Below are 20,967 nucleotides of genomic sequence, written 5' to 3'. Positions count from 1 at the left end.
GCCGGCATTGCTTTGCCGGCGCGGACAGAATCGGTGAAGTGTCTGTTTTACAGCGCCGCTTCGAGGATCTTGCGGCTGACTGCGAGGGTGTGGTCCTGGTGTTCGCCGAGCCGGGTCATGCCGTGCTGTTCGAGTTGCACCAGCACCGTTTCGACCGCAGGCTGGCCCAGTTCATAGTCCGACAAGCGGGTCTTGATGCCCATGCTTTCAAAGAAATCACGGGTGCGTTCGATGGCGAGGTCGATGCGCGCATCTTCGCTGCCTTCGGTAATCTGCCAGACGCGTTCCGCATATTGCAGCAGTTTGGCACGTTTGCTCTCACGGCGTACGGATAGCAAGGATGGCAAGACGATCGCCAGGGTACGCGCATGGTCGATATCGTATTGCGCAGTCAGTTCATGGCCCAACATGTGTGTGGCCCAGTCCTGCGGTACGCCGGCGCCGATCAGGCCGTTCAACGCGAGGGTGGCAACCCACATCAGGTTGGCGCGGGCATCGTAGTCGTTCGGCTCGGCCAATACGCGCGGTCCGGTTTCAATCAGACTCAGCAACAAGCCTTCGGCGAAGCGATCCTGGACCATGCCTTGCACCGGATAGGTCAGGTACTGCTCAACCGTATGAACGAACGCATCGACCACGCCGTTGGCGATCTGGCGAGTTGGCAGCGTGAAAGTTTTGCTCGGATCGAGGATCGAAAATTGCGGGAACACCAGCGGGCTATGGAAGGCCAGCTTGGCCTGGATTGACTTGCGGGTGACGACGCCGCCGTTATTCATTTCCGAGCCGGTCGCCGGCAAGGTCAGCACGCTGCCGAAGGGCAGGGCGCTCGTGATATTGGCGCCGCGCTTGACCGCGATGTCCCACGCTTCGCCTTCAAAATTTGCGGCTGCGGCGACAAACTTGGTGCCGTCGATTACCGAGCCGCCGCCCACTGCGAGCAGGAAATCAATGTTCTTGCTGCGCACTTGCTCAACCGCTTGCATGAGTGTTTCATAGCTTGGATTCGGCTCGATGCCGGCAAATTCATGGATTTCACGCTTGCCGAGTGCAGCTTTGACTTCATCGAGCGTGCCGGTCTTTTTTGCGCTGGCGCCGCCGAACAAAATCAGTACGCGTGCAGTTGGCGGCACCAGATGGTCGAGTTTGGCGATGGTGTCGCGGCCGAAGACGATTTTGGTTGGATTGTAGAATTCAAAGTTCAACATGAGATTTCCTTTGGCAAGTAGACCGCTCAACTAGTTCGAGCGGTAAAAAATGTATGCGCTTGCAAGTACGCAGGCGTGTGTGATGATGTCTGGATGAGTCAGGGTAACGCAAGCACGTCCAGGGTGGTTTCCATGGCGTTGTCGAGTGGGCTACTATCGCGCTGAAGCTTGGCCAGCAGGCTTGCACCTAACCATAGCTGATAAAGCATCTGCGCGGTTTTTTGGGGTTCCAGTTCGGGTTTCAGGGAACCATCGCCGATACCTTCCTCGATACAGTCGGCGAGACGGGCCATGACCTGTTGGGTGCCTTCGCACAAGACCAGGCGCATATCGTCTGACAGGTCGGCTACTTCGGCGCTGAGCTTGACCACCAGGCACTTGTCCATGGCTTCGGCGCCGGCCTGGGTCTCGCGCCAGTTGCTCCAGTAACGCAGCAAACGTTCCCGTGCGGAATCATGGACCCGCTGATCCGAGTGGTCTGCATGCTGCAAGAGCTGTTCGAGCGCTTGCAGATAATCTTCAACATATTGTTCCATCAACGCCCGGCCATATTGTTCTTTCGAGCCGAAGTAGTGATAGAACGAACCTTTGGGGATCGCCGCAGCACTCAGAATCTCGCTCAGTCCGACTCCAGAGAAGCCTTTGACAGCGATGATTTTCTGCCCTGCGTCGAGGATGTGGCGTTTGGTGGTGTGGTAGTTGGTTCGCATGATGTCGATCATTGTAAATCAAAATTAGACCGGTCGTCTAGAAAATAAAAAACTGACAATCTAGTATGAAAATTCGGCAAAACCGGGTTGATTCGATACTTCTGCGTTGTCCAGTCATGCTTTCCCGACGACTATTCATGTTTACGCATATCCGTTATGCTGGTGAGGTTTATTATCCAATTTTCATATTTGTACGAAAGTTGATATTTCCCCACATTTTTTAGTGCGCCCATGACATCCCGTACCAACCACCACCTTGATACTTACTTGCTGCGTGTTTTGCACACTTTGCTGGTGGAAAAAAGCGTGTCGCGCACTGCGATCAAGCTGGGACAGTCGCAGCCAACCATCAGTAATACGCTCAAGCGTCTACGCGAACTGACTGGCGATGCGATCCTGGTGCGCGGCAAGACAGGGATGGTGCCGACCGAGCGCGGACAGGAATTGCTGGCGCTGGCTAAGCAAGGGCTGGAAGTGATTGAGAAAATCGCAGCGCCGGTGGCCGCTTTCGAGGCTGACAGCACGGCGCGCGTGTTCCATATCGGAACGCCGGACTACCTCAACGTACTGCTCATTCCATCCATCATCGAGCAATTGCGGCGCCGGGCGCCGGGCGCCAGCCTGATGGTGCATGCGCTGGACGCCAACCTGGATTATGCGAATGCATTGGAAACTGGCCGCTTTGACCTGGTGATCGGCAACTGGCCCGATCCGCCTGAGCACTTGCACCTGGCGCAATTGTTTGACGACGACGTGGTGTGCATGATGCATCGCGATCATCCGGTGGCAAAGAAGGGGTTGACTCTCAAGTATTACCTGGAGATGCCGCATCTGGCGCCGACACCTTACATCGAAGGGCATCGCAGCGGTATCGATGCGGCGCTGGCCGAACAGGGTTTGAAGCGCAACGTGCAGGTGACGATTCCATATTTTGCGCTGGTGCCGCACGTGCTGGCGAAATCGGACCTGATCTTCACTACCGGCCGGCAGTTTGCTGAACATATCACTGAAGAGTGGCCGATCGGCGTGTTTCCACTACCTTTCGACATGCCGAAAATGCGTTTCTACATGCTATGGCATGCGCGCTCGCACGTGGCGCCGGATGTGGTCTGGCTACGCCGCCTGATTGCCGAAGTATCGGCCGGCCTTGGTATGTCGACCGGCCGCTGATGTTGCGCCGGAGGCCCTGGCCAGCATCGATGATCATTGAGTGATGTCGGTACTGGCCTGGCGGAAGTGCAAAAAACTACATTATTTTTCACTGTAATCGACGGTCGGCCGCTGCCGCGACGTGCGCGAGGTCGCCCGCATGTATTGCGGCGGCCACGACGTGACATCCTTCAGTGCCTCGGCTGCATGTAACGGCCAGTAAGGGTCGCGCAACAGCTCACGCGCCAGCAGGACCAAGTCGGCCTGTTCTGTACGCAACACGTGCTCGGCCTGGATGGCATCGGTAATCATGCCAACTGCACCACTTGGAATGTCGGCTTCGTTGCGAACGCGGGCGGCAAACTGGGTTTGATAACCAGGTCCGACCGGAATGTCGGCAGCGATATTGCCGCCGCTCGACACGTCAACCAGATCGACGCCAGCCTTGCTCAGCAAGCGGCTCAGCGCTACGGTTTCATCCGCATTCCAGCCGCCTTCGATCCAGTCTGTCGCCGATACCCGTACCAGCAATGGCAATTCTTCCGGCCAGACCTGACGCACGGCAGCCACCACTTCCAGCACCAGGCGCGTGCGATTTTCGAATGATCCACCATATTGGTCAGTGCGGTGATTGCTGATCGGCGACAAGAACTGGTGCAGCAGATAGCCGTGCGCGGCATGGATTTCCACGACCTTGAAGCCGGCTTTATGTGCACGAACGGCAGCATCAGCAAAGGCCTTGACCACGATTTTGATGCCATCGGCAGTCAACGCAGTTGGTATGGTGTAGCTGGCATCAAATGGTATGGCCGACGGGCCTTCGGTTTGCCAGCCACCTTGTTCCGGTTCGACGCGCCCCTGTTTCTCTTCCCATGGGCGCCAGACGCTGGCCTTGCGGCCGGCATGGGCCAACTGGATACCGGCGACTGCGCCTTGCTGTTCGATGAAATGCGTGATGCGGCGCAACGGCGCGATGTGTTCATCTTTCCAGATGCCGAGATCCTGCGGCGAAATGCGGCCTTGCGGCAAGACAGCGCTGGCTTCAAAAATCACCAGGCCGGCGCCGCCGACCGCACGGCCACCGAGATGCACCAGATGCCAGTCGTTGGCGAAACCGTCTTGCGCCGAGTATTGGCACATCGGCGCGACGGCGATGCGGTTGGCCAGCGTCACGCTGCGCAAGGTAAGAGGTGAAAATAATTTGCTCATGTCTATTTCCTGTTGCCGATGCGCAGCCGGGAGAGCTTGCATGTCTCAACTGCTGCACGGGTTGGTTAAGATTCGGTGTTGATGTTGAACTGCAATGCGGCCAGACTGGCATACAACCCATTCTGTGCCACCAACTCGGTGTGCGTGCCGGATTCGACGACATGCCCATGCTCCAGCACGATGATGCGGTCGGCACGTTGTACAGTCGCCAGGCGATGTGCGATGACCAGCGTAGTCCGGCCGACCATCGCCGCTTCCAGCGCACCTTGTACCGCGCGCTCCGATTCGGCATCGAGGGCGCTGGTGGCTTCATCCAGCAGCAACAGTGGCGGGTTCTTCAACAATGCGCGCGCAATCGCGATGCGTTGCCGCTGGCCGCCGGAAAGGCGCACACCGCGTTCGCCCAGGAACGATTGATAGCCTTCCGGCAGGCGCACGATGAATTCATCGGCTGCGGCCATTTTTGCCGCAGCGATCACTTCATCATCGCTGGCGCCGACCCGACCGTAACGGATATTTTCCATTGCGTTAGCAGAGAAAATCACCGTGTCCTGAGGAACGATGCCGATCGCCCCGCGCAGGGTATGCAAATCCAGATATTTGATATCGACGCCGTCGAGCTTGATGCTGCCTTGCTGTGGATCATAGAAGCGCAACAGCAGCTGGAACAGGGTGGTCTTGCCGGCCCCTGACGGACCAACCACGGCGACCGTTTCCCCAGGTCTGATATCCAGCGACAAGCCATGCAGCGCGGCGCTTTCCGGCCGCGATGGATAGCGGAAGCCGATGTTTTCCAGCGTCAGCGCCGCGCCTTGCGCGGTGCGCGGCGGCAGGGTATCCGGCAACAGCACCGATTGCACCGGCGATTGCGCCGACAGCAGTTCCAAGAGCCTTTCCGTGGCGCCGGCGGCGCGCTGGGCATCGCCCATCACTTCAGCCAGGGCGCCGATGGAACCGGCCAGCAGCGCTGCATACAGGATGAACTGACCGAGTTCGCCGCCGCTCATGCGACCCTGGACCACGGCGTGCGCACCCAGCCACAACACGAACACGATGGCGCCGAACACCAGCAGGATGACCATCATGGTCAGTACCGAACGAGCGCGGATGCGTTCCATCGCCGTACCGAATGCATTTTCCACTGAAACGCTGAAACGTTGCGCTTCGATATTCTCGTGCGTGAAGGCTTGCACGGTCGGCATCGCATTGAGGATTTCACCAGCCATCGCCGAGGCGTCGGCCACTCGGTCCTGCGAAGCGCGCGAGAGTTTGCGCACGCGGCGGCCGTAAAATACGATCGGCAGCACCACCAACGCCAGCATGACGATGATGATCGAACTCAACTTGACGCTGGTGATGAACAGCATCGCCAGGCCGCCGATGAACAGCAGGCCATTGCGTAGTGCCATCGAGATGCTGGTGCCGACCAGCGCCTGGATCAGGGTGGTGTCGGTAGTAATGCGCGACAGCACTTCACCGGTCTTGGTGGTTTCAAAGAATTGCGGGCTTTGCGTTACCACATGCGAATACACTGCGCTGCGCAAGTCGGCGGTGACGCGTTCGCCGAGCCACGACACCATGTAGAAGCGGGCTGCAGTCGCGACGCCCAATATGCAGGCAACGCCGAACAGGGCCAGGAAATACAGGTCGATATGGCTGGCTCCCTGGATGCCGCCGGTGCTGAAACCGAGGTCGATCATTTGCCGGAATGCGTACGGGATCGCCAGGGTAGCGCCGGCCGCGATCAGCAGCGCGATGCTGGCCATCACGAACTGGCGCTTGTATGGCGCCAGAAAAGGCAGGAGTCCGACGAGTGCGCCCAAACTGCGCTTTGGAGGTTCTTTGGAAGAGATGGTTGTCATGTTGCTTAGGTTGGCGTGCTGGTCGTTGGACAATTTCTCGCCGATCGATAGGTGTATCACCGGCAGTTTGTGAAATTAATTTTTTGGCAATTTTATATGTATCTGCATTGCGATGCGGTAAGAGCAGCGTTGCCACGCAGATTCTTCTGGCATGAAACTACAACCATTTATCGAATATCGATATACTTTGCTCATCGCATGGCGGCCGATAGAAGCTTGCTAGTGTAGTGGATGTTGCGTCAAGACGCAGGATCTCAATGGGAGTGACGTGGATTCAATCAATTCAATGATTTCTAATTCTTATGACCCCAGGAGAATCCTTTGGCCCAATTGCAGCAATCGGCGCATCCGGAAAATTGCGTAGCAGAAGACGAGATCCAACACCAACTGGTCGCTGGCCTGCTGGCGACACATGCACATACCTCTCCAAAATATCTTTACGATGTGCTCGGCTCTAGGCTGTTTGCAGCGATCTGCGAGTTGCCAGAGTATTATCCGACTCGCACTGAGGCGGCGATATTCAGAAAGCATGCACATCACATCGCCGCAGCGGTGGGGCGCGATGCAATCCTGATTGATCTGGGGGCCGGCAATTGTTCAAAGGCGGCGCGTTTGTTTCCGGCCTTGCAGCCGAGGCAATATGTGCCGATCGATATTTCTGTGCAATTCCTGCAGGAGTCGGTCAATGCACTACGACAGCAGTTCCCACAGATCGAGATGACCTGCCTTGGCATGGACTTTTCTACCGAGCTGGAATTGCCGCCTTCCGTAGCGGAGCAGCGCCGCCAGTTTTTTTATCCGGGATCGTCGATCGGCAATTTTTCTCCACTCGAAGCGCTGAAGTTCCTGCGCCGGATCCGCAAAGCGATACCCGGCGGCGACAGTCACAGCGGCTTGCTGATCGGGGTCGACCTGATCAAGGACCATGCGATCCTGAATGCGGCCTACGACGATTCGCTGGGCGTCACTGCTGCCTTCAACCTGAACCTGCTGCATCACGTCAACCGTTTGCTGGACGCCGATTTCCGGCCCTCCGAATGGCGTCATCGCGGTTTCTACAATCCCGAGCAGCATCGCATCGAGATGCATCTGGAAGCACGCGACGATGTCACCGTGCATTGGCAGAACGGCGGTATCCGGCGCTTTGCACGCGGCGAACGCATTCATACCGAAAGCAGTTACAAATATACGGAGCAAGGTTTCATCGAATTATTGCATCAGGCCGGCTTCGGTCAGGTCCAGATCTGGCACGATCCGCGCAAATGGTTCATGGTGTGTCATGCCCAGGCAGCGTGAGCCCGATGCAGAATGCAGACTGTACAAACAACAATTGCAAGAACGGATAATCTGATGCGTAAGTTGGCCCGCCTCTTTTCCACCGTGCGCGACGAAACCGTGCGGCTGGTGCAACCGCTGTCGGACGAGGATTGCTGCGTGCAATCGATGCCCGATGCGAGCCCGGCAAAATGGCACCTGGCGCATACCACCTGGTTTTTCGAGACCTTCATCCTGGAGCGCTTCGAACCCGATTTCCAACCGTTTCATCCGGCTTTTCGCGTGCTGTTCAATTCCTATTACGAAGGCGTCGGCGAGCAGCACCCAAGGGCGCAGCGTGGCTTGATCACGCGGCCTTCGCTGGCTGAAGTGCAGGCTTATCGGCAGAATGTCGATCAACGTATGCAGCATTTGCTCGCCCAGTCATCGGCAGTCGACGACAGCGCTGTCGGCGAGTTGTACGCGCTGGTGGAACTAGGATTGCAGCACGAGCAGCAGCATCAGGAATTGCTGCTGACCGATATCAAGCATCTGCTGTCGATGAATCCCTTGAAGCCGCCGTACCTGGCGTCCAATGCGATATCGGACGCGAGCGAGATAGGCGGAGCGGCCGCCGCCGTGCGCTGGCAGCAATTTGATGCCGGGGTGATTGAAATTGGGCATGCCGGTCCGGGGTTTTTTTTCGATAATGAGACGCCGCGGCACCGGCAATTTGTCGAGCCGTTCTCGATGGCCTCGCGGCTCGTCAGCAATGGTGAGTACCTGGCATTCATTGAAGACGGTGGCTACCGGAATCCGTTGCTATGGCTGTCGGCCGGTTGGGATTGGGTGACACAGCAGAAGCTGACGCAACCGTTATACTGGCAAAAGGCGCACGCACAATTCGATTCGTCATGGCGCGAATTCACCTTGCATGGATTGCAGCCGCTGGTTTTGCACGAGGCGGTCACGCATCTTTCCTACTTTGAGGCAGAGGCCTACGCGCGCTGGGCACAGGCGCGTTTGCCGACCGAAGCCGAATGGGAGTGCGCCGCTGCGACGTTGGGGCAGGATTATTTCGGCGTAGCCTGGCAATGGACCAGCAGCAGTTATGCGCCGTATCCCGGCTATCTTGCGTTACCGGGCGCGGTCGGCGAATATAACGGCAAGTTCATGGTGAACCAGTACGTGCTGCGCGGTTCCTCATCGGCCACTCCGGGCGGCCATGCGCGCCTGACTTATCGCAACTTCTTCCCGGCCACCGCACGCTGGCAGTTCAGTGGAGTCCGATTGGCGCGCTCAGGCGGCTAACCCGACTTCAACCAGCCGGCTGTACCTTGGACAAATGCTCGATCAGGAAATCGACGAAGACCCGCACTGCGGGCAGCAATCCGCGTTGCGTCGGATACACCACCTGCACATGGCCGATCGGCATCGACCACTCAGGCAACACGCGCACCAGCGTTCCCTGTTTTAACTCTTCGCTGCAATACTCTGTCGGCAGCATGGTGAGTCCGAGGTTGCGTAGAGCGGCACGCTTGCGCAGCGGAAAGTCTTCCACAGCCAGTCGCGGCTGCGCCACCAGTTCATAACGTTCTCGCTCCGGGCCATCGAGCGGCAGATGGACGCGCCGGTCTTGTTCTGCCGCACCCAGGAATGGCAACTTGACGAGGTCGCGCGGATGCTGCGGGGTCGGATATCTGGCCATCAGTTCAGGGCTGGCAACCAGGTATCCTGATGCGGCGCGTAATCGTCTGGTGGCAAGGTTGGGGTCTTCGTCGTCGGTGGCCCTGACCCGCACCGCGACGTCCACGCCTTCTTCCAGCAGATTGACGCGGCGATTGGTAAACATCAGGTCGATATTGACTTTCGGGTAGCGTTCCAGGAACGCCGGCAGCGCCGCAGTGACTTCCGATTGCGCAATCGCCACCACACAACTGACCCGGACGGTGCCGCTCGGCTCTGCCAGGGAACTCGTGACGGCCAGCTCTGCTGCTTCGGCCGCGGCAATCACCACCTGGCAATGCTGGTAGTAGCGGTTGCCGAGATCGGTTAGCGAAATGCCGCGCGTATTGCGCTGTAGTAATCGTGCGCCAAGCCGGGTTTCCAGCTCGGAGATGCGGCGCGACAGGCGCGACTTGGGAATGCCCAGGCTGCGTCCGGCAGCGGTAAACCCGCCTTGCTGCACCACGCTGGCAAAGAAATACAGATCGTTCAGGTCTTGCATGGCTGCCTTCCATTGTTCTATGTATGGAACAATATATCTTAATTTTGATGTCTAGTTCTATTTTCGGTAAGTGGGTATGATCGCTTCAATGGTTCACGAACCAGTTACCTCAAACTCTGTTGGCATCGATGGATACGGATCGCTATGGATTTTGAGCAATATCTCAATTTATCGAACGGACACATCATGAAACTCTTACATATTGATTCCAGCATTCTCGGCGACGCTTCGGCCTCCCGCCAATTGACCCGTGAAGTCGTGGCAACCCTGCGAGTCGCGGATGCCGACCTGCAACTGACCTATCGCGACCTGAGCAAGGACGTCACTGCCCACCTGAGCGGCGGTACTTTCGCTGCCAAAGGCACGCCGGCGGAAGAGCGCAATCTGGCGCAAAAGCTGGAAGTGGAATTGAGCGAAACGATCCTCAACGAATTCATGGCCTCCGACGTAATCGTGATCGGCGCACCGATGTACAATTTTTCAGTGCCGACCCAGCTCAAGTTCTGGATCGACCAGATCAGCGTCGCTGGCGTGACTTTCCGTTACAGCGAAAAGGGCCCAGAAGGTCTGGCCAAGGGCAAGCGAGTGATCATCGTCTCGACTAGCGGCGGCAAGCATGCCGGCGGCGCGACTGGCGTTGGCCACGAAGACTATCTGAAAGTCGTGTTCGGCTTCCTTGGCATTACCGACATCGAAGTCATTCGCGCCGATGGCCTGAACTACGGCCCTGACGCCAAGGACGCCGGCTTTGCCGCCGCCCGTGCAAGCATCGTCAACCTGACGAGCGCATTGGCAGCGGCTTGATTGCAGTCGGATTGGAACGAAAAAAACCGCTACCAGGTAGCGGTTTTTTTCGTCTGCATGCATTCGGTAATCGCAGAATATTGTAGCGCGCAGACACTAGCTGGTTGCTGGTGCCTGGCTACGCTGATGCTGGCCGGCCGTACGGTAATACTGGGCTGCATGGAGTCGTCGCCGTGTGATCGCCACGGTAACAACTGCAAAGCGTTGACGCGTTACGCCGCTGCGGCGCTGTTGGCGATTTCCTGGTTGGCTGCTTCACCGGCGATTTCAATTTGCCGGTTCACTGCGCTCAGGATCGCCTTGAACGACGCCGTCAGTGTATTGGCATCGATGCCGACGCCGAACCCGGTCGGCGCATCGTTGAGACGCAATTCGATATAGCTTGCGGCTTGCGCATCAGCGCCGGCGCTAATTGCGTGTTCATGGAAATCCATCAGTTTGATATCCAGCCCCAACGCATTGACGAAGGCGTCGATCGGCCCGTTGCCATGGCCGCTCAGCGTATGCGCCTGGCCGTCGCGCCGGATGTCGATGTCGATCCTCACAGGTTGCGGCTGGTTTGAATCTTCGCTCATGCGATGGCCGCGATAAACGTAGGGCGATTGTTTGTCCAGATATTCTTGCTTGAAGATCTGATAGATGTCGCTGGCGGCGATTTCCTTGCCGGTCGCGTCGGCGGCTTTCTGAATCGCGCGGCTGAATTCAATCTGCAGGCGGCGCGGCATGGCCAGGCCGTATTCCTGTTCCAGCAGATATGCCATGCCGCCTTTGCCGGACTGGCTGTTGACGCGAATCACAGCATCGTAGCTGCGGCCGAGATCGGCCGGGTCGATCGGCAGATAAGGGATTTCCCAGATGGCATCGGCCTTTTGTGCTGCGAAGCCTTTCTTGATCGCATCCTGGTGCGAGCCGGAGAAAGCGGTGAAGACCAGGTCGCCGACATATGGATGGCGCGGATGAACCGGAATCTGGTTGCAGTCTTCAACGCATTGGCGTACCTCATCGATGTCGGAAAAATCGAGTCCCGGATTGACGCCCTGGGTGTACAAATTCAAGGCCAGTGTGACCAAGTCGACGTTGCCGGTGCGTTCACCGTTGCCGAACAAACAGCCTTCGACGCGATCGGCGCCGGCCATTACGGCCAGTTCAGCAGCGGCGACGCCTGTGCCGCGGTCGTTATGCGGATGGACACTGATGATGGCGGCGTCGCGACGGGCCAGGTTGCGGTGCATCCATTCGATCTGATCGGCGAACACGTTCGGGGTGCTGCATTCGACCGTGGTCGGTAAATTGAGAATGACTTTACGTGCTGGCGTGGCTTGCCAGGCATCGACGACGGCGTCGCAGACTTCCTTGGAGAAATCCAGTTCAGCCATGCTGAAGGTTTCTGGCGAATACTCGTAGCGCCATTGGGTTTCCGGACGCGCATCGGTCAATTCCTTGATCAGGCGGGTGCCGGAGACGGCGATTTCCTTGATTTCATCGCGGCTCTTGTCGAACACGATGCGGCGCCAGGCCGGAGCGATCGGGTTGTACAGGTGGACGATGGCTTGCTTGGCGTCCTTGAGCGAATCGACAGTGCGGCGGATCAGGTCTTCACGCGATTGCGTCAATACAATGATGGTGACGTCGTCAGGAATATGCTTTTCTTCGATCAGCTTGCGCACGAAATCGAAATCGGTTTGCGAGCCGGATGGAAAGCCGACTTCGATTTCCTTGAGGCCGATTTTCACCAGCAATTTGAAGAAACGCAATTTGCGGTCGGCGTCCATCGGTTCGATCAATGCCTGGTTACCGTCGCGCAAATCGGTGCTCATCCAGATCGGCGGCGCGCTGATGATCTGGTTGGGCCAGGTGCGGTCGCTCAATGGAATTGGCGGGAACGGGCGGTACTTGGACGCAGGGTTATGCAACATCATGATAGAGATCTCCTGAAGCTGTTGAAATGTACTGATGAACAAAAAGGGAAAACGGATTCGGTGGCGGCGCGAAGGTTGCTGGCTGCCACTCGAAAATCAACGCGAGGCCAGTCAACCGGTGGTTAGCGGTAGTAGGGGTAGAGCAGGGGAGCGAACGGTCGCCGCAAGCGCGGTGCGATTGCGGAATGTGACACGGATGGTGCGGGAAAGCGGCTTGGTGTACATGAAATTCTGCTTTTAAACATCGGGATCCGTTGTCGGAACCCCAGTTTTACTACTATTGATTTGTCTGGCTGGCGATGTTGCTGTGAAGCTTTGCCAAGGTTGCCCCGTCAGAACGGGGCCAGGATCATAGTGCGCGTAGTAGCGATAGCGCTAGTAGCGGCACTAGCAGCATCGCTGGCAGGGCGCCAGCAACGTGTAGTAGTGAGCAGGATTGGATGCGTGTGGAAAACATACACTTAATGTATGAGATACAGTCCGGGCTTGTCAAGCACGAGTGACGACATTGGCCAAAATAGTTGTAAATCGATGCAAATTGGCCGCAATCATTATCTCGTGCCAAACAGACCGATCATGCCGATGACAATCAGGTACAAGGCGATGATGTAGTTCAACAGCCGTGGAATCGCCAGGATCAGCACGCCAGCGATCAGTGAAACGATGGGAGTCAGGTGTAAGTAGGTCAACATGTGCGCTCCTTTGTTTGCCGTAGGGAATCTTGTATATCCGGCTTAATGATACGTCGGCGGAGGCGTTGCGCGCTGTAGGACAAATTCGTTGCGCGCTGTAGGAAGTGGGCGGATCGCGAGATTTGAGGGCAGAAAAAAACGGCTTGGCTATCAACCGCAGCAGGAGGAGATACTGCAACGGTACTGGCTAATGCCGACAAGGACACACTATCCGACAGGCAGCGGAACTGGAAATACTGCGGTCAGCGTCAGCAACGGGCAGGTCGTTGGCGATGATCATTTCCAGGTCGTTAGCGAGGCGGATTCACTCCCTTCCCGGGGAATTCAAATGCATGCTCAGAGGGAGTTCACTCAAAGCGTGCAGTAAAAGACGGCTTGCGTTATCGGTTAAACCATCTGCTAAGTTGCGTGCGGACCGACGAGCAGCCGCGTGATAAAGGTCGAGCGCTCGGATTTCGGCTTGGGCAGGGCCTGCTCGATCATCAGCGTCCATTGATCGGACAACTGCTGGCAAGTGGCGCGCAGCACGGGCGCCAATCCAGGCCAGTCCGATAGCGTGCGCAAATGCCGCTCGATGGCGGTGGCCGACTGCACACAGGCACCGTGCGCCAGATGGTGACGATTGTATTGGGAGATCAGGTGCAGCACCGCCGAGATCAATAGCTCAGGCGGGGTCTGGTATTCCTCTGCGCCGGGCGGGACCGAGGCTGCCGCGTGGTGCGAACCGTCCATCAGATGCTCCTTGCTCGATTGATTTAAATAGTAATGATTCTCATTTAAATTATTAATCATCGAGAACGCGAATGCAAGCACTTTGCGATTTTTTTACACAATGGCCAATCGGGGAGGGCAGACCATCAGGTATTCGATGCCCTCCTGGCGCGCTTCCTTGAAGCCCAGTTTTTCATACAAGCGCCGCGCCGGATTGCCTTCCAATACCTTCAGTGCCGTCGGTAAACGGTCACGGCTGGCCTGCGCCAGTATGTGTTCGACGATTTGCCGGCCCAATCCTTGTCCTTGGCATTCCGGCATGATCTGGATTTGCACGATGTACCACTGCGCTTCTTCCTTGCAGGCTTTCAACAGGCCGATCTTGCGGCCTTTGAGGGAAACGATCTGCGCGTGTTCAAAGCGATATCGAATACGCGCCAATTGAGAGGCTTCGTCAATCGCCGCGCCTGCCCGTATCAAATGTGGGGTCATGGTGGCATCGCGCAGCGCCAGCAGGAAGGACAGGTCCTCCTCGGTCGCTGGCGTGAATGCGAGTGCGTTTGGCGCCATGCGTTTCCTTTCCGATAAGGTTGCAGCCGGTTTTCCTCAATTTATTTATTCACCAGCCGCGGCGAAAGCGACAGCGTCAGCATCGCGCCGAGCAACAGCGACGCCGCCAGCACGAACATGCCGCTATTGGTGCTGTGCGTCTGGTCCTTGAGCCAGCCGACCAGATAGGGACTGACGAAGCCAGCAAGGTTGCCCAACGAGTTGATCAGCGCAATCCCGGCCGCTGCCGCCGCGCCGCCGAGGAACGCGGTCGGCAGGCTCCAGAACAGAGGCAGCACGGTGATGATGCCGATCGTCGCCAGCGTCAGCGCCGACATTGCCAGCAGCGTGTTGTGGTCGTAGACCGTGCTCATGACCAGGCCGATGCTGCCCAGCAGCGCCGGGATCGCCACGTGCCAGCGCCGTTCGCGCCGTTTATCGGCGCTGTGGCCGATCAGGATCATGGCGATCGCCGCAGACGCATAAGGGATGGCGGTCAGCAGGCCAATGTTGAAGGTGTCGGTGACGCCAGTGGTCTTGATGATGGTAGGCAGCCAGAAACTGACACCATACAATCCCATGACGAAACAAAAATAGATCAGCGCCATCAGCCATACTTTTGGATTGGCAAACATCTGGCCGAGCGAGACTTCCTGTTTCTGGTTGGTTTCAGCTTGTACCTGCGTTTCCAGCAACACCTTTTCTTCTTCACTCAACCATTTGGCGCCGCGGATCCGGTCCTGCAGATAAAAGATCACGATTACACCGAGTATCAGCGAAGGAATGGCTTCCAGCACGAACATCCATTGCCAGCCGGCTAACCCGTGGACGCCCGGCATGGCTTTCATGATCCAGCCCGAAAGTGGCCCGCCGATGACGCCCGATAGCGGTACGCCGGTCATGAACAATGCTGTCATCTTGCCGCGTCGATGGGCCGGATACCAATAGGTCAGGTAGAGGATTACGCCAGGGAAGAAGCCGGCTTCGGCAACGCCGAGCAGGAAGCGCATCACATAGAATGTGCCCGGGCTATCGACGAAAATCATTGCGCCCGAGATGATGCCCCAGGTGATCATGATGCGCGCGATCCAGAGGCGGGCGCCGACCCGGTGCAGGATCATGTTGCTGGGAATTTCAAAGATGAAATAGCCGAGGAAGAAAATCCCGGCGCCGAGGCCGTAGACGGTCTCGCTGAACTTCAGGTCGTTGAGCATCTGCAGCTTGGCGAAACCGACGTTGACGCGGTCCAGGTAAGACGCAACGTAGCACAGGAATAGCAGCGGCAGCAGGCGCCAGGTGACTTTGGCGTAGGTCGCGGCTTCGAAGCTGCTGGGTTTGGATGGGGCTGAATTATCGGACATGTCTCTCTACCTTTTTGTGTAGTTATAAGAAACGACGGTGGAAACCTCGGCTCGCCTTTTAATTGAAAAGCATTGTAGCCGCACGCCCTTCGGATGGCTACGTCGTTTACACTTGTCGGGCAGGCGCCAGGGTAAGCGCCGTTCCACTCACTATGTCGAGGTTATTTCCATATGGAGTTGCGTCAACTGCGTTATTTCGTCGCCATTGTCGATCATGGCTCACTGTCGCGCGCGGCAAAGGTTTTGCATATCGCCCAGCCGGCCTTGACCCAACAGATCAAGCAACTGGAAGATGAACTCGGCGCACAGCTGTTGCACCGGTCGGCGCAGGGCGTGTTGGCTACCGATGCCGGCAAGACCTTTTACGAACATGCGCAGGCCATCCTGAAGCAGGTGATCGACGCCAGATCAGCAGTTGCGCAATCGACCGACAAGCCGACCGGCACCGTCGCGTTGGGCATCCCGCAAAGCGCTTCCGGCATCCTGGCTTTGCCGTTGCTGACGGCGATGCGCGCCAGGTATCCCGATATCTCGCTGCAATTGACGGAGGAGTTGACCGGAAACCTGATCGAACAATTGAAGACTGGCCGCATCAATCTGGCGATTCTGTTCGATGACGGCCAACTGACTTCGTTTGCCACCACGCCGCTGGTGGAAGAGGAAATGATGTTTATCACGCGCGCCGGCTCGCAATATGCGACGGCACGTCGCTCTATCACTTTCGCCCGCGCAGCCAAGGCCAGGTTGATATTGCCGGGTTTGCAGCACGGCGTGCGACCGCGTATCGAAAGCGTCGCCAGAGCGGCCGGCATCGCGCTCGACAACGTGATCGAAATCAGTTCGGTGACCATCATGAAATCAGCCATCCTGGCAGACATCGGCGCCACCATCCTGCCGGTGGCGCCGTTGCTGCCGGAGATCAAGCGCGGGGAAATGACCGCCTATTCGATCAGCGGAGAAAAGCTGTCGCGCACGCTGACATTATGCGCTTCGAAAAATATTCCGCTGACTACGGCGGCGGCAGCGGTGGAGCGGCTGGTGCTGGAGGTGACCGACGAATTGTGCCGCAGCGGGCAGTGGCTGCACGCCAAAATTCTGGCGCGGCCTTGATCGCTGTGGCAGTACCGGTTTGCCAGGCCTGCGCCGTACTTCCAGTCGTTCACCTCAAGTCAGCAATCCTGCCGCTTCCGCATTGATTGATCTGATTGAAAACGTATTCCTGGCAGGAGATCGCGCCAGGTTGCACCAGTGGTTTACGCCTTTTTCAAGGTGGTGCGGAACTGGGGGGATTTTCCTGTGAGAATCAGGTTATCGTTTTTTCTTATATCCCTATCCTGAATCGGTATTTCCTGCGCGACGCGCAACTCACTTAGACTTCATTCACAGCAGGTTTCAGCACGTGTTGCAAGGGCCGCCATCATGGCCTCATCGTCTGGCAGTCGGACGCCTTATCTGGTGTTCACATGGCAGGCGCATTTCAGGTTATCCATCTGAGACGACAGGAAAATTTGCACATGCTGCGTTATCGGCTGCCGGACGTTCTCGAGGAATCTGCGCTGCGGCTCCGCCCTGATCAAGCGGAGCGAGCCGGAGCGGCCGGGAAGCCTGGCACTCACTCAATGCGCGGCTACTTCCGTGTGCACGAGCTGATCGTGTTCAGCAAAGACTTCTTTCGCGGCAAACATGCCGTTCAGCGCCGCCGGAAAGCCGGCGTACAGCGCCATCTGCATGATGGTTTCAGTGATTTCCAGACGCGACAGGCCCACATTCAGCGCCGCAGCCAGATGCACCTTCAACTGGGGCTGGGCGGTGCCCATTGCGGTTAGCGCCGCCACCGTTGCCAGCTCGCGTTGTTGCAGGGTCAAGCCAGGGCGCGAATAGATTTCGCCGAAACCGAACTCAATGACGTAACGCCCGAGATCCGGCGAAATGTCGGCCAAGCTGGCAATGACCTTTTCGCCGGCGATGTCGTCGACTTCCTTTAAGCGTTTCAAGCCTCTTTCGTATGTGCTGGTTGTGTTTTGTTCCATGCGATTCTCCGGTTATGCGTTGAGGGTCGCTTTCAGCTTTTCTTCCATGTCGGCGTACAGTGCGACTTTGTCGCGCAGCATCGCCAGCGTGTCCTGAAGTACCAAAAGCTCTGCTTCGAGCGCTTCGGTGTGCCGTTCCAGCAACGTCTTGCGCTCAGACACACTACCAAGTTGCTCTCCCATCCTGCGCAGTTCGGCATAACGCAGCATCTGCTGGATCGACATGCCGGTAGCGCGCAATTTGAGCAGGAATTCAATCCAGCGCAAATCTTCCTGGCGATACAAGCGATGCTGATTACTTTGGCGCGGAACCGGATCGATCAAACCGATCTTTTCGTAATAGCGCAAAGTATGGATGCTCAGTCCGGTGGCTGCGGCAGCTTGTTGAATGGATATGGAAGTGGTCATGGAATCAAGCTTAAAAGTTAGAGTGCGCTCTAGGTCAAGCATTAATTATGCGTTGAAACTCAGGGAACGGGGCGGCGATCCGGAGCTGACTCAAGGCATGAGTGCTATTGCATCTTCATGGCGTCATTTTTAGCCACGCTTATAACTCGCCAATTGTCCTGTCCGCCGAGCCGCGAGGTGCAATTGAGTCAACGCAACTCTGCGGCGACCGATTAAAATTAGCGCTAACTTATTGAAAATTAAAATAAAAGCAAGATCGATCGGTGGAAAATGCGGTCGGGCTTGCGATAGCTCTCAGGATTGGTGAAGTAAAAATGCATATTCTTCTGGTGGAAGACGATTCGGTGCTGGCAGACGGGATTTTGCGCATCTTCCGCGGGCATGGGATGGTGGTCGATGTGGTGCAGAACGGCAATGAGGCCGATGCACTGTTGCAGCGCACGGAGATTTCCGTGGTGGTGCTGGATATCGGCTTGCCTGGCATCGACGGTTTCGAGGTGATCCGGCGCCTGCGGGCACGCGGTAGCCAGGTGCCGGTGTTGTTGTTGACAGCACGCGACTCTGTGCAGGACCGGGTGTACGGCCTGGAGCTGGGCGCCGACGATTATCTGGTCAAGCCATTCGCCACCCAGGAACTGGTGGCGCGCGTACGTGCGTTGTTGCGCCGTAGTGCGCCACAACCGTTGGAGATCCATCTGGGCGGATTGTCGCTCAACACGTCTTCACGCCGCGCAAAAATCAATGGCAAGGTCATCGATCTTTCGGTGCGCGAGTGGGCCGTGCTGGAATATTTGCTGCAGCAGGCGTCGCGGGTGGTGTCGCGGCAGCAGATCATCGACGCCATCCTGCCATGGGGGGCGGAACTGACGTTGAACGCGGTGGAAGTCTATATATCCCGAATCCGCCTGAAGATCGCTGATGCCGGAATCGAGATCCGGACTATCCGCGGCTTTGGCTACATGCTGGAAAAAGCCGATTCATGAGCATGCCCAGCATCCGCATCAGTTTGCTGAAGTGGCTGATCGTGCCGTTGCTGATCGTCAATCTCATTGGCGCCGGCCTGACTTACTGGCTGGCCTGGATTCCGGCTCAGATTGCCTTCGACCAGAGTCTGGCAGACGCTGGCTGGGCGATGATCCCGCGCTTGCATGAAGCTGGCGGCGAAGTGGAGATCGATCTGTCGAAACAGGCTGAGCAGGTCTTGCGGGTCGACCATTTCGACGCTATTTTTTTGGTGGTGCGCGACCGACAAGGAAAATTGCTGGCTGGTGATGGCGATTTTCCGGTATTGCCTCAGCGCGAGGAGCTTAACGATCCGACCCCTTACGACGGTGTCATGCGCGGTGAACCGGTGCGTATCGTGGCACTGAGAACCATGATTGGCAACCAGCCGGTCTTCATCGGTGTGGCTGAAACACTGCGTAAGCGCATGCATATCCGTTCCGTGATTTTCCTGGCGCTGGCTTTGCTGGAAGGTGTGCTGGCGCTGACCCTGATTATCGCGATCTGGCTGGCAGTCAGCAAGGGACTGTTGCCGTTAAAGGAAATGAAAGCTGGCCTGAATGCACGTAACCGTGACGATTTGTCGACGCTGAATGAGAAAGATGTACCGTTGGAACTCCGTCCGGTGGTCAACGCCATCAACGCCTTGCTGGATAAGGTGCGGCTGGATGCCAAGGTGCAACAGAGTTTTCTTGCCAATGTCGCGCATCAATTACGCACGCCGCTGGCCGGTTTTCGGACCCAGCTGGAATGGCTGCTGCAGAAACATGCCGATGAACCGGAAAGTGCGCATTCGATCACTCTGATGGCGTCGTCGACCGAGAGGATGATCCGCCAAACCAACCAGCTGCTGACGCTGGCGCGGGCTGAACCAGCCAAATTCGAGAAAGAGCGCCTGCGCGTGGTTGAGCTCAACAAGTTGGTCGAGGAGTCGGTCCAGCATTTTGTCGAAGAGGCGCACAAGAAGAATATCGATCTGGGTTTCAATTTGCAGCCGACACGGGTGATGGGCGATCACTTTCTGCTGCGCGACCTGATCGATAATTTGATCGACAATGCAATTCGCTACACTCCGCCCAACGGCACGGTGACCGTCAGTTCGCTGCATGGCAAGGACGGCGGCATTTTTTCGGTGGAGGATTCCGGTCCCGGGATAGCACCTTCTGAGCAGGAACTGATCTTCGACCGTTTCCACCGACTCGACGACAATGTCGCCGGCAACGGCTTGGGATTGTCGATCGTGCGCGACATCACCAAGGATCACGGTGCCAGGATAACCGTCGAATCTGCGGCATCTGGCGGCACGATTTTTTCGGTATATTTTCCATTTCCGATTCTCGGCACTCCTTCGAAATTGCCGTCCTGACAGCAGGGCGGATCAGTATCCCTGTCTGAGCAAAGCCCCGGCCTCTGGTCTTGATGGAGGGGATGTTCGGCCATCGCTCACTATCCGTCTTTGCTTAGATTGCTGCGCATCTCTCTCTTCGATTGCGCTTTGCCCGCACAAGCCGAATCCGAAACGGTGCATTGCAAGTGCTGGCAGTCTTCCTTCTCCCGTTCCTTCTCCCATTCCTGTTCCTATATTTGTGCGCGACATGTTGTCGTAAGCCTATCTATGCCCGGAATCTTGACGGGCTGATCAAGCCGCAATGCGCTGAAACATCGCATTTCCACGTGGCATGTTTGTTGCTCAGTGTGTTTGCGGAAATATTTTTGAATGGCGCTTATCAATTGCCATTTGAGAAATTTCCGGCAATGCGAAATGGCTGCACCTGCAAAGAAAATCCGTTCTCCTGAGCATGTCTGGAATGGGTTTTTCATGCATCGCCCAGAAGGCGATTAACAAGTTGATGTCCACCGTTACAAAACTTAAAT

The 20,967-nt window shown here is 57.0% G+C and carries 19 protein-coding genes; 7 read left to right on the top strand and 12 right to left on the bottom strand.

What is annotated here, in order from left to right:
* Positions 1-47: 47 nt before the first annotated feature.
* Positions 48-1,205 carry an iron-containing alcohol dehydrogenase gene (locus tag CAter10_RS13735; RefSeq protein ID WP_061533849.1) on the bottom strand — a complete coding sequence of 386 codons (1,158 nt, stop codon included), beginning with the start codon at positions 1,203-1,205 and terminating at the stop codon, positions 48-50.
* A gap of 98 nt (positions 1,206-1,303) precedes the next feature.
* On the bottom strand, positions 1,304-1,915 hold the full coding sequence (locus CAter10_RS13730) for a TetR/AcrR family transcriptional regulator (RefSeq protein ID WP_061535355.1): 612 nt from the start codon (positions 1,913-1,915) through the stop codon (positions 1,304-1,306).
* 231 nt (positions 1,916-2,146) lie between these two features.
* Between CAter10_RS13730 and CAter10_RS13725 the strand changes: the two genes are divergently transcribed.
* Positions 2,147-3,085 carry a LysR family transcriptional regulator gene (locus tag CAter10_RS13725; protein ID WP_061533848.1) on the top strand — a complete coding sequence of 313 codons (939 nt, stop codon included), beginning with the start codon at positions 2,147-2,149 and terminating at the stop codon, positions 3,083-3,085.
* A gap of 81 nt (positions 3,086-3,166) precedes the next feature.
* Here CAter10_RS13725 and CAter10_RS13720 read toward each other — a convergent pair whose 3' ends face one another.
* Together CAter10_RS13720 and CAter10_RS13715 are read right to left on the bottom strand one after the other, a co-directional pair.
* A complete protein-coding gene (locus CAter10_RS13720; RefSeq protein WP_061533847.1) occupies positions 3,167-4,273 on the bottom strand; it encodes an NADH:flavin oxidoreductase/NADH oxidase in 1,107 nt (368 codons plus the stop codon).
* A gap of 65 nt (positions 4,274-4,338) precedes the next feature.
* Positions 4,339-6,135: an ABC transporter transmembrane domain-containing protein gene (locus tag CAter10_RS13715; RefSeq protein WP_061535354.1), complete on the bottom strand. Its 1,797-nt coding sequence runs from the start codon at positions 6,133-6,135 to the stop codon at positions 4,339-4,341.
* A gap of 321 nt (positions 6,136-6,456) precedes the next feature.
* Between CAter10_RS13715 and egtD the strand changes: the two genes are divergently transcribed.
* Entirely contained in the window at positions 6,457-7,431 is a 975-nt protein-coding gene (gene egtD, locus CAter10_RS13710; RefSeq protein ID WP_061533846.1) for an L-histidine N(alpha)-methyltransferase, read from the top strand.
* A 54-nt stretch (positions 7,432-7,485) separates the two neighbouring features.
* On the top strand, positions 7,486-8,700 hold the full coding sequence (gene egtB / locus CAter10_RS13705) for an ergothioneine biosynthesis protein EgtB (RefSeq protein ID WP_061533845.1): 1,215 nt from the start codon (positions 7,486-7,488) through the stop codon (positions 8,698-8,700).
* Between the two features lie 7 nt (positions 8,701-8,707).
* On the opposite strand, the gene CAter10_RS13700 is transcribed toward egtB, so the two are convergent.
* Complete coding sequence (locus CAter10_RS13700; protein WP_061533844.1) at positions 8,708-9,616, bottom strand: LysR substrate-binding domain-containing protein; 909 nt, start codon at positions 9,614-9,616, stop codon at positions 8,708-8,710.
* Between the two features lie 186 nt (positions 9,617-9,802).
* Here CAter10_RS13700 and CAter10_RS13695 point away from each other — a divergent pair, with 186 nt between their 5' ends.
* Positions 9,803-10,420, top strand: a complete 618-nt coding sequence (locus CAter10_RS13695; RefSeq protein ID WP_061535353.1) for an FMN-dependent NADH-azoreductase — start codon at positions 9,803-9,805, stop codon at positions 10,418-10,420.
* Between the two features lie 212 nt (positions 10,421-10,632).
* On the opposite strand, the gene leuA is transcribed toward CAter10_RS13695, so the two are convergent.
* The 5 genes from leuA to CAter10_RS13675 form a co-directional block, all read right to left on the bottom strand.
* Entirely contained in the window at positions 10,633-12,339 is a 1,707-nt protein-coding gene (gene leuA, locus CAter10_RS13690) for a 2-isopropylmalate synthase (protein WP_061533843.1), read from the bottom strand.
* Between the two features lie 551 nt (positions 12,340-12,890).
* Entirely contained in the window at positions 12,891-13,031 is a 141-nt protein-coding gene (locus CAter10_RS22025) for a DUF3096 domain-containing protein (protein WP_082797916.1), read from the bottom strand.
* Between the two features lie 399 nt (positions 13,032-13,430).
* A complete protein-coding gene (locus CAter10_RS13685; protein ID WP_061533842.1) occupies positions 13,431-13,763 on the bottom strand; it encodes a hypothetical protein in 333 nt (110 codons plus the stop codon).
* A gap of 93 nt (positions 13,764-13,856) precedes the next feature.
* On the bottom strand, positions 13,857-14,312 hold the full coding sequence (locus CAter10_RS13680; protein ID WP_061533841.1) for a GNAT family N-acetyltransferase: 456 nt from the start codon (positions 14,310-14,312) through the stop codon (positions 13,857-13,859).
* A 41-nt stretch (positions 14,313-14,353) separates the two neighbouring features.
* Positions 14,354-15,652 (bottom strand): MFS transporter, encoded by a 1,299-nt coding sequence (locus CAter10_RS13675; protein ID WP_061533840.1) that lies wholly within the window; start codon positions 15,650-15,652, stop codon positions 14,354-14,356.
* A 171-nt stretch (positions 15,653-15,823) separates the two neighbouring features.
* Between CAter10_RS13675 and CAter10_RS13670 the strand changes: the two genes are divergently transcribed.
* Positions 15,824-16,762, top strand: coding sequence for a LysR substrate-binding domain-containing protein (locus tag CAter10_RS13670; RefSeq protein WP_061533839.1), 939 nt, complete (start codon positions 15,824-15,826; stop codon positions 16,760-16,762).
* A 506-nt stretch (positions 16,763-17,268) separates the two neighbouring features.
* Here CAter10_RS13670 and CAter10_RS13665 read toward each other — a convergent pair.
* Positions 17,269-17,682, bottom strand: a complete 414-nt coding sequence (locus CAter10_RS13665) for a carboxymuconolactone decarboxylase family protein (protein WP_061533838.1) — start codon at positions 17,680-17,682, stop codon at positions 17,269-17,271.
* 12 nt (positions 17,683-17,694) lie between these two features.
* Positions 17,695-18,090 (bottom strand): MerR family transcriptional regulator, encoded by a 396-nt coding sequence (locus CAter10_RS13660; RefSeq protein WP_061533837.1) that lies wholly within the window; start codon positions 18,088-18,090, stop codon positions 17,695-17,697.
* Between the two features lie 314 nt (positions 18,091-18,404).
* On the opposite strand from CAter10_RS13660, the gene CAter10_RS13655 reads away from it, so the two are divergent.
* On the top strand, positions 18,405-19,073 hold the full coding sequence (locus CAter10_RS13655; protein ID WP_061533836.1) for a response regulator transcription factor: 669 nt from the start codon (positions 18,405-18,407) through the stop codon (positions 19,071-19,073).
* Entirely contained in the window at positions 19,070-20,458 is a 1,389-nt protein-coding gene (locus CAter10_RS13650) for a sensor histidine kinase (RefSeq protein WP_335339673.1), read from the top strand. Before CAter10_RS13655 ends, CAter10_RS13650 begins: the two co-directional genes overlap by 4 nt.
* Positions 20,459-20,967: the final 509 nt, after the last annotated feature.

It is taken from the genome of Collimonas arenae, assembly GCF_001584165.1.
In the GTDB taxonomy this organism is placed as follows: domain Bacteria; phylum Pseudomonadota; class Gammaproteobacteria; order Burkholderiales; family Burkholderiaceae_D; genus Collimonas; species Collimonas arenae.
Note: the sequence above shows the minus strand (reverse complement) of the source record. Positions and strands in the feature narration are given on the sequence as shown.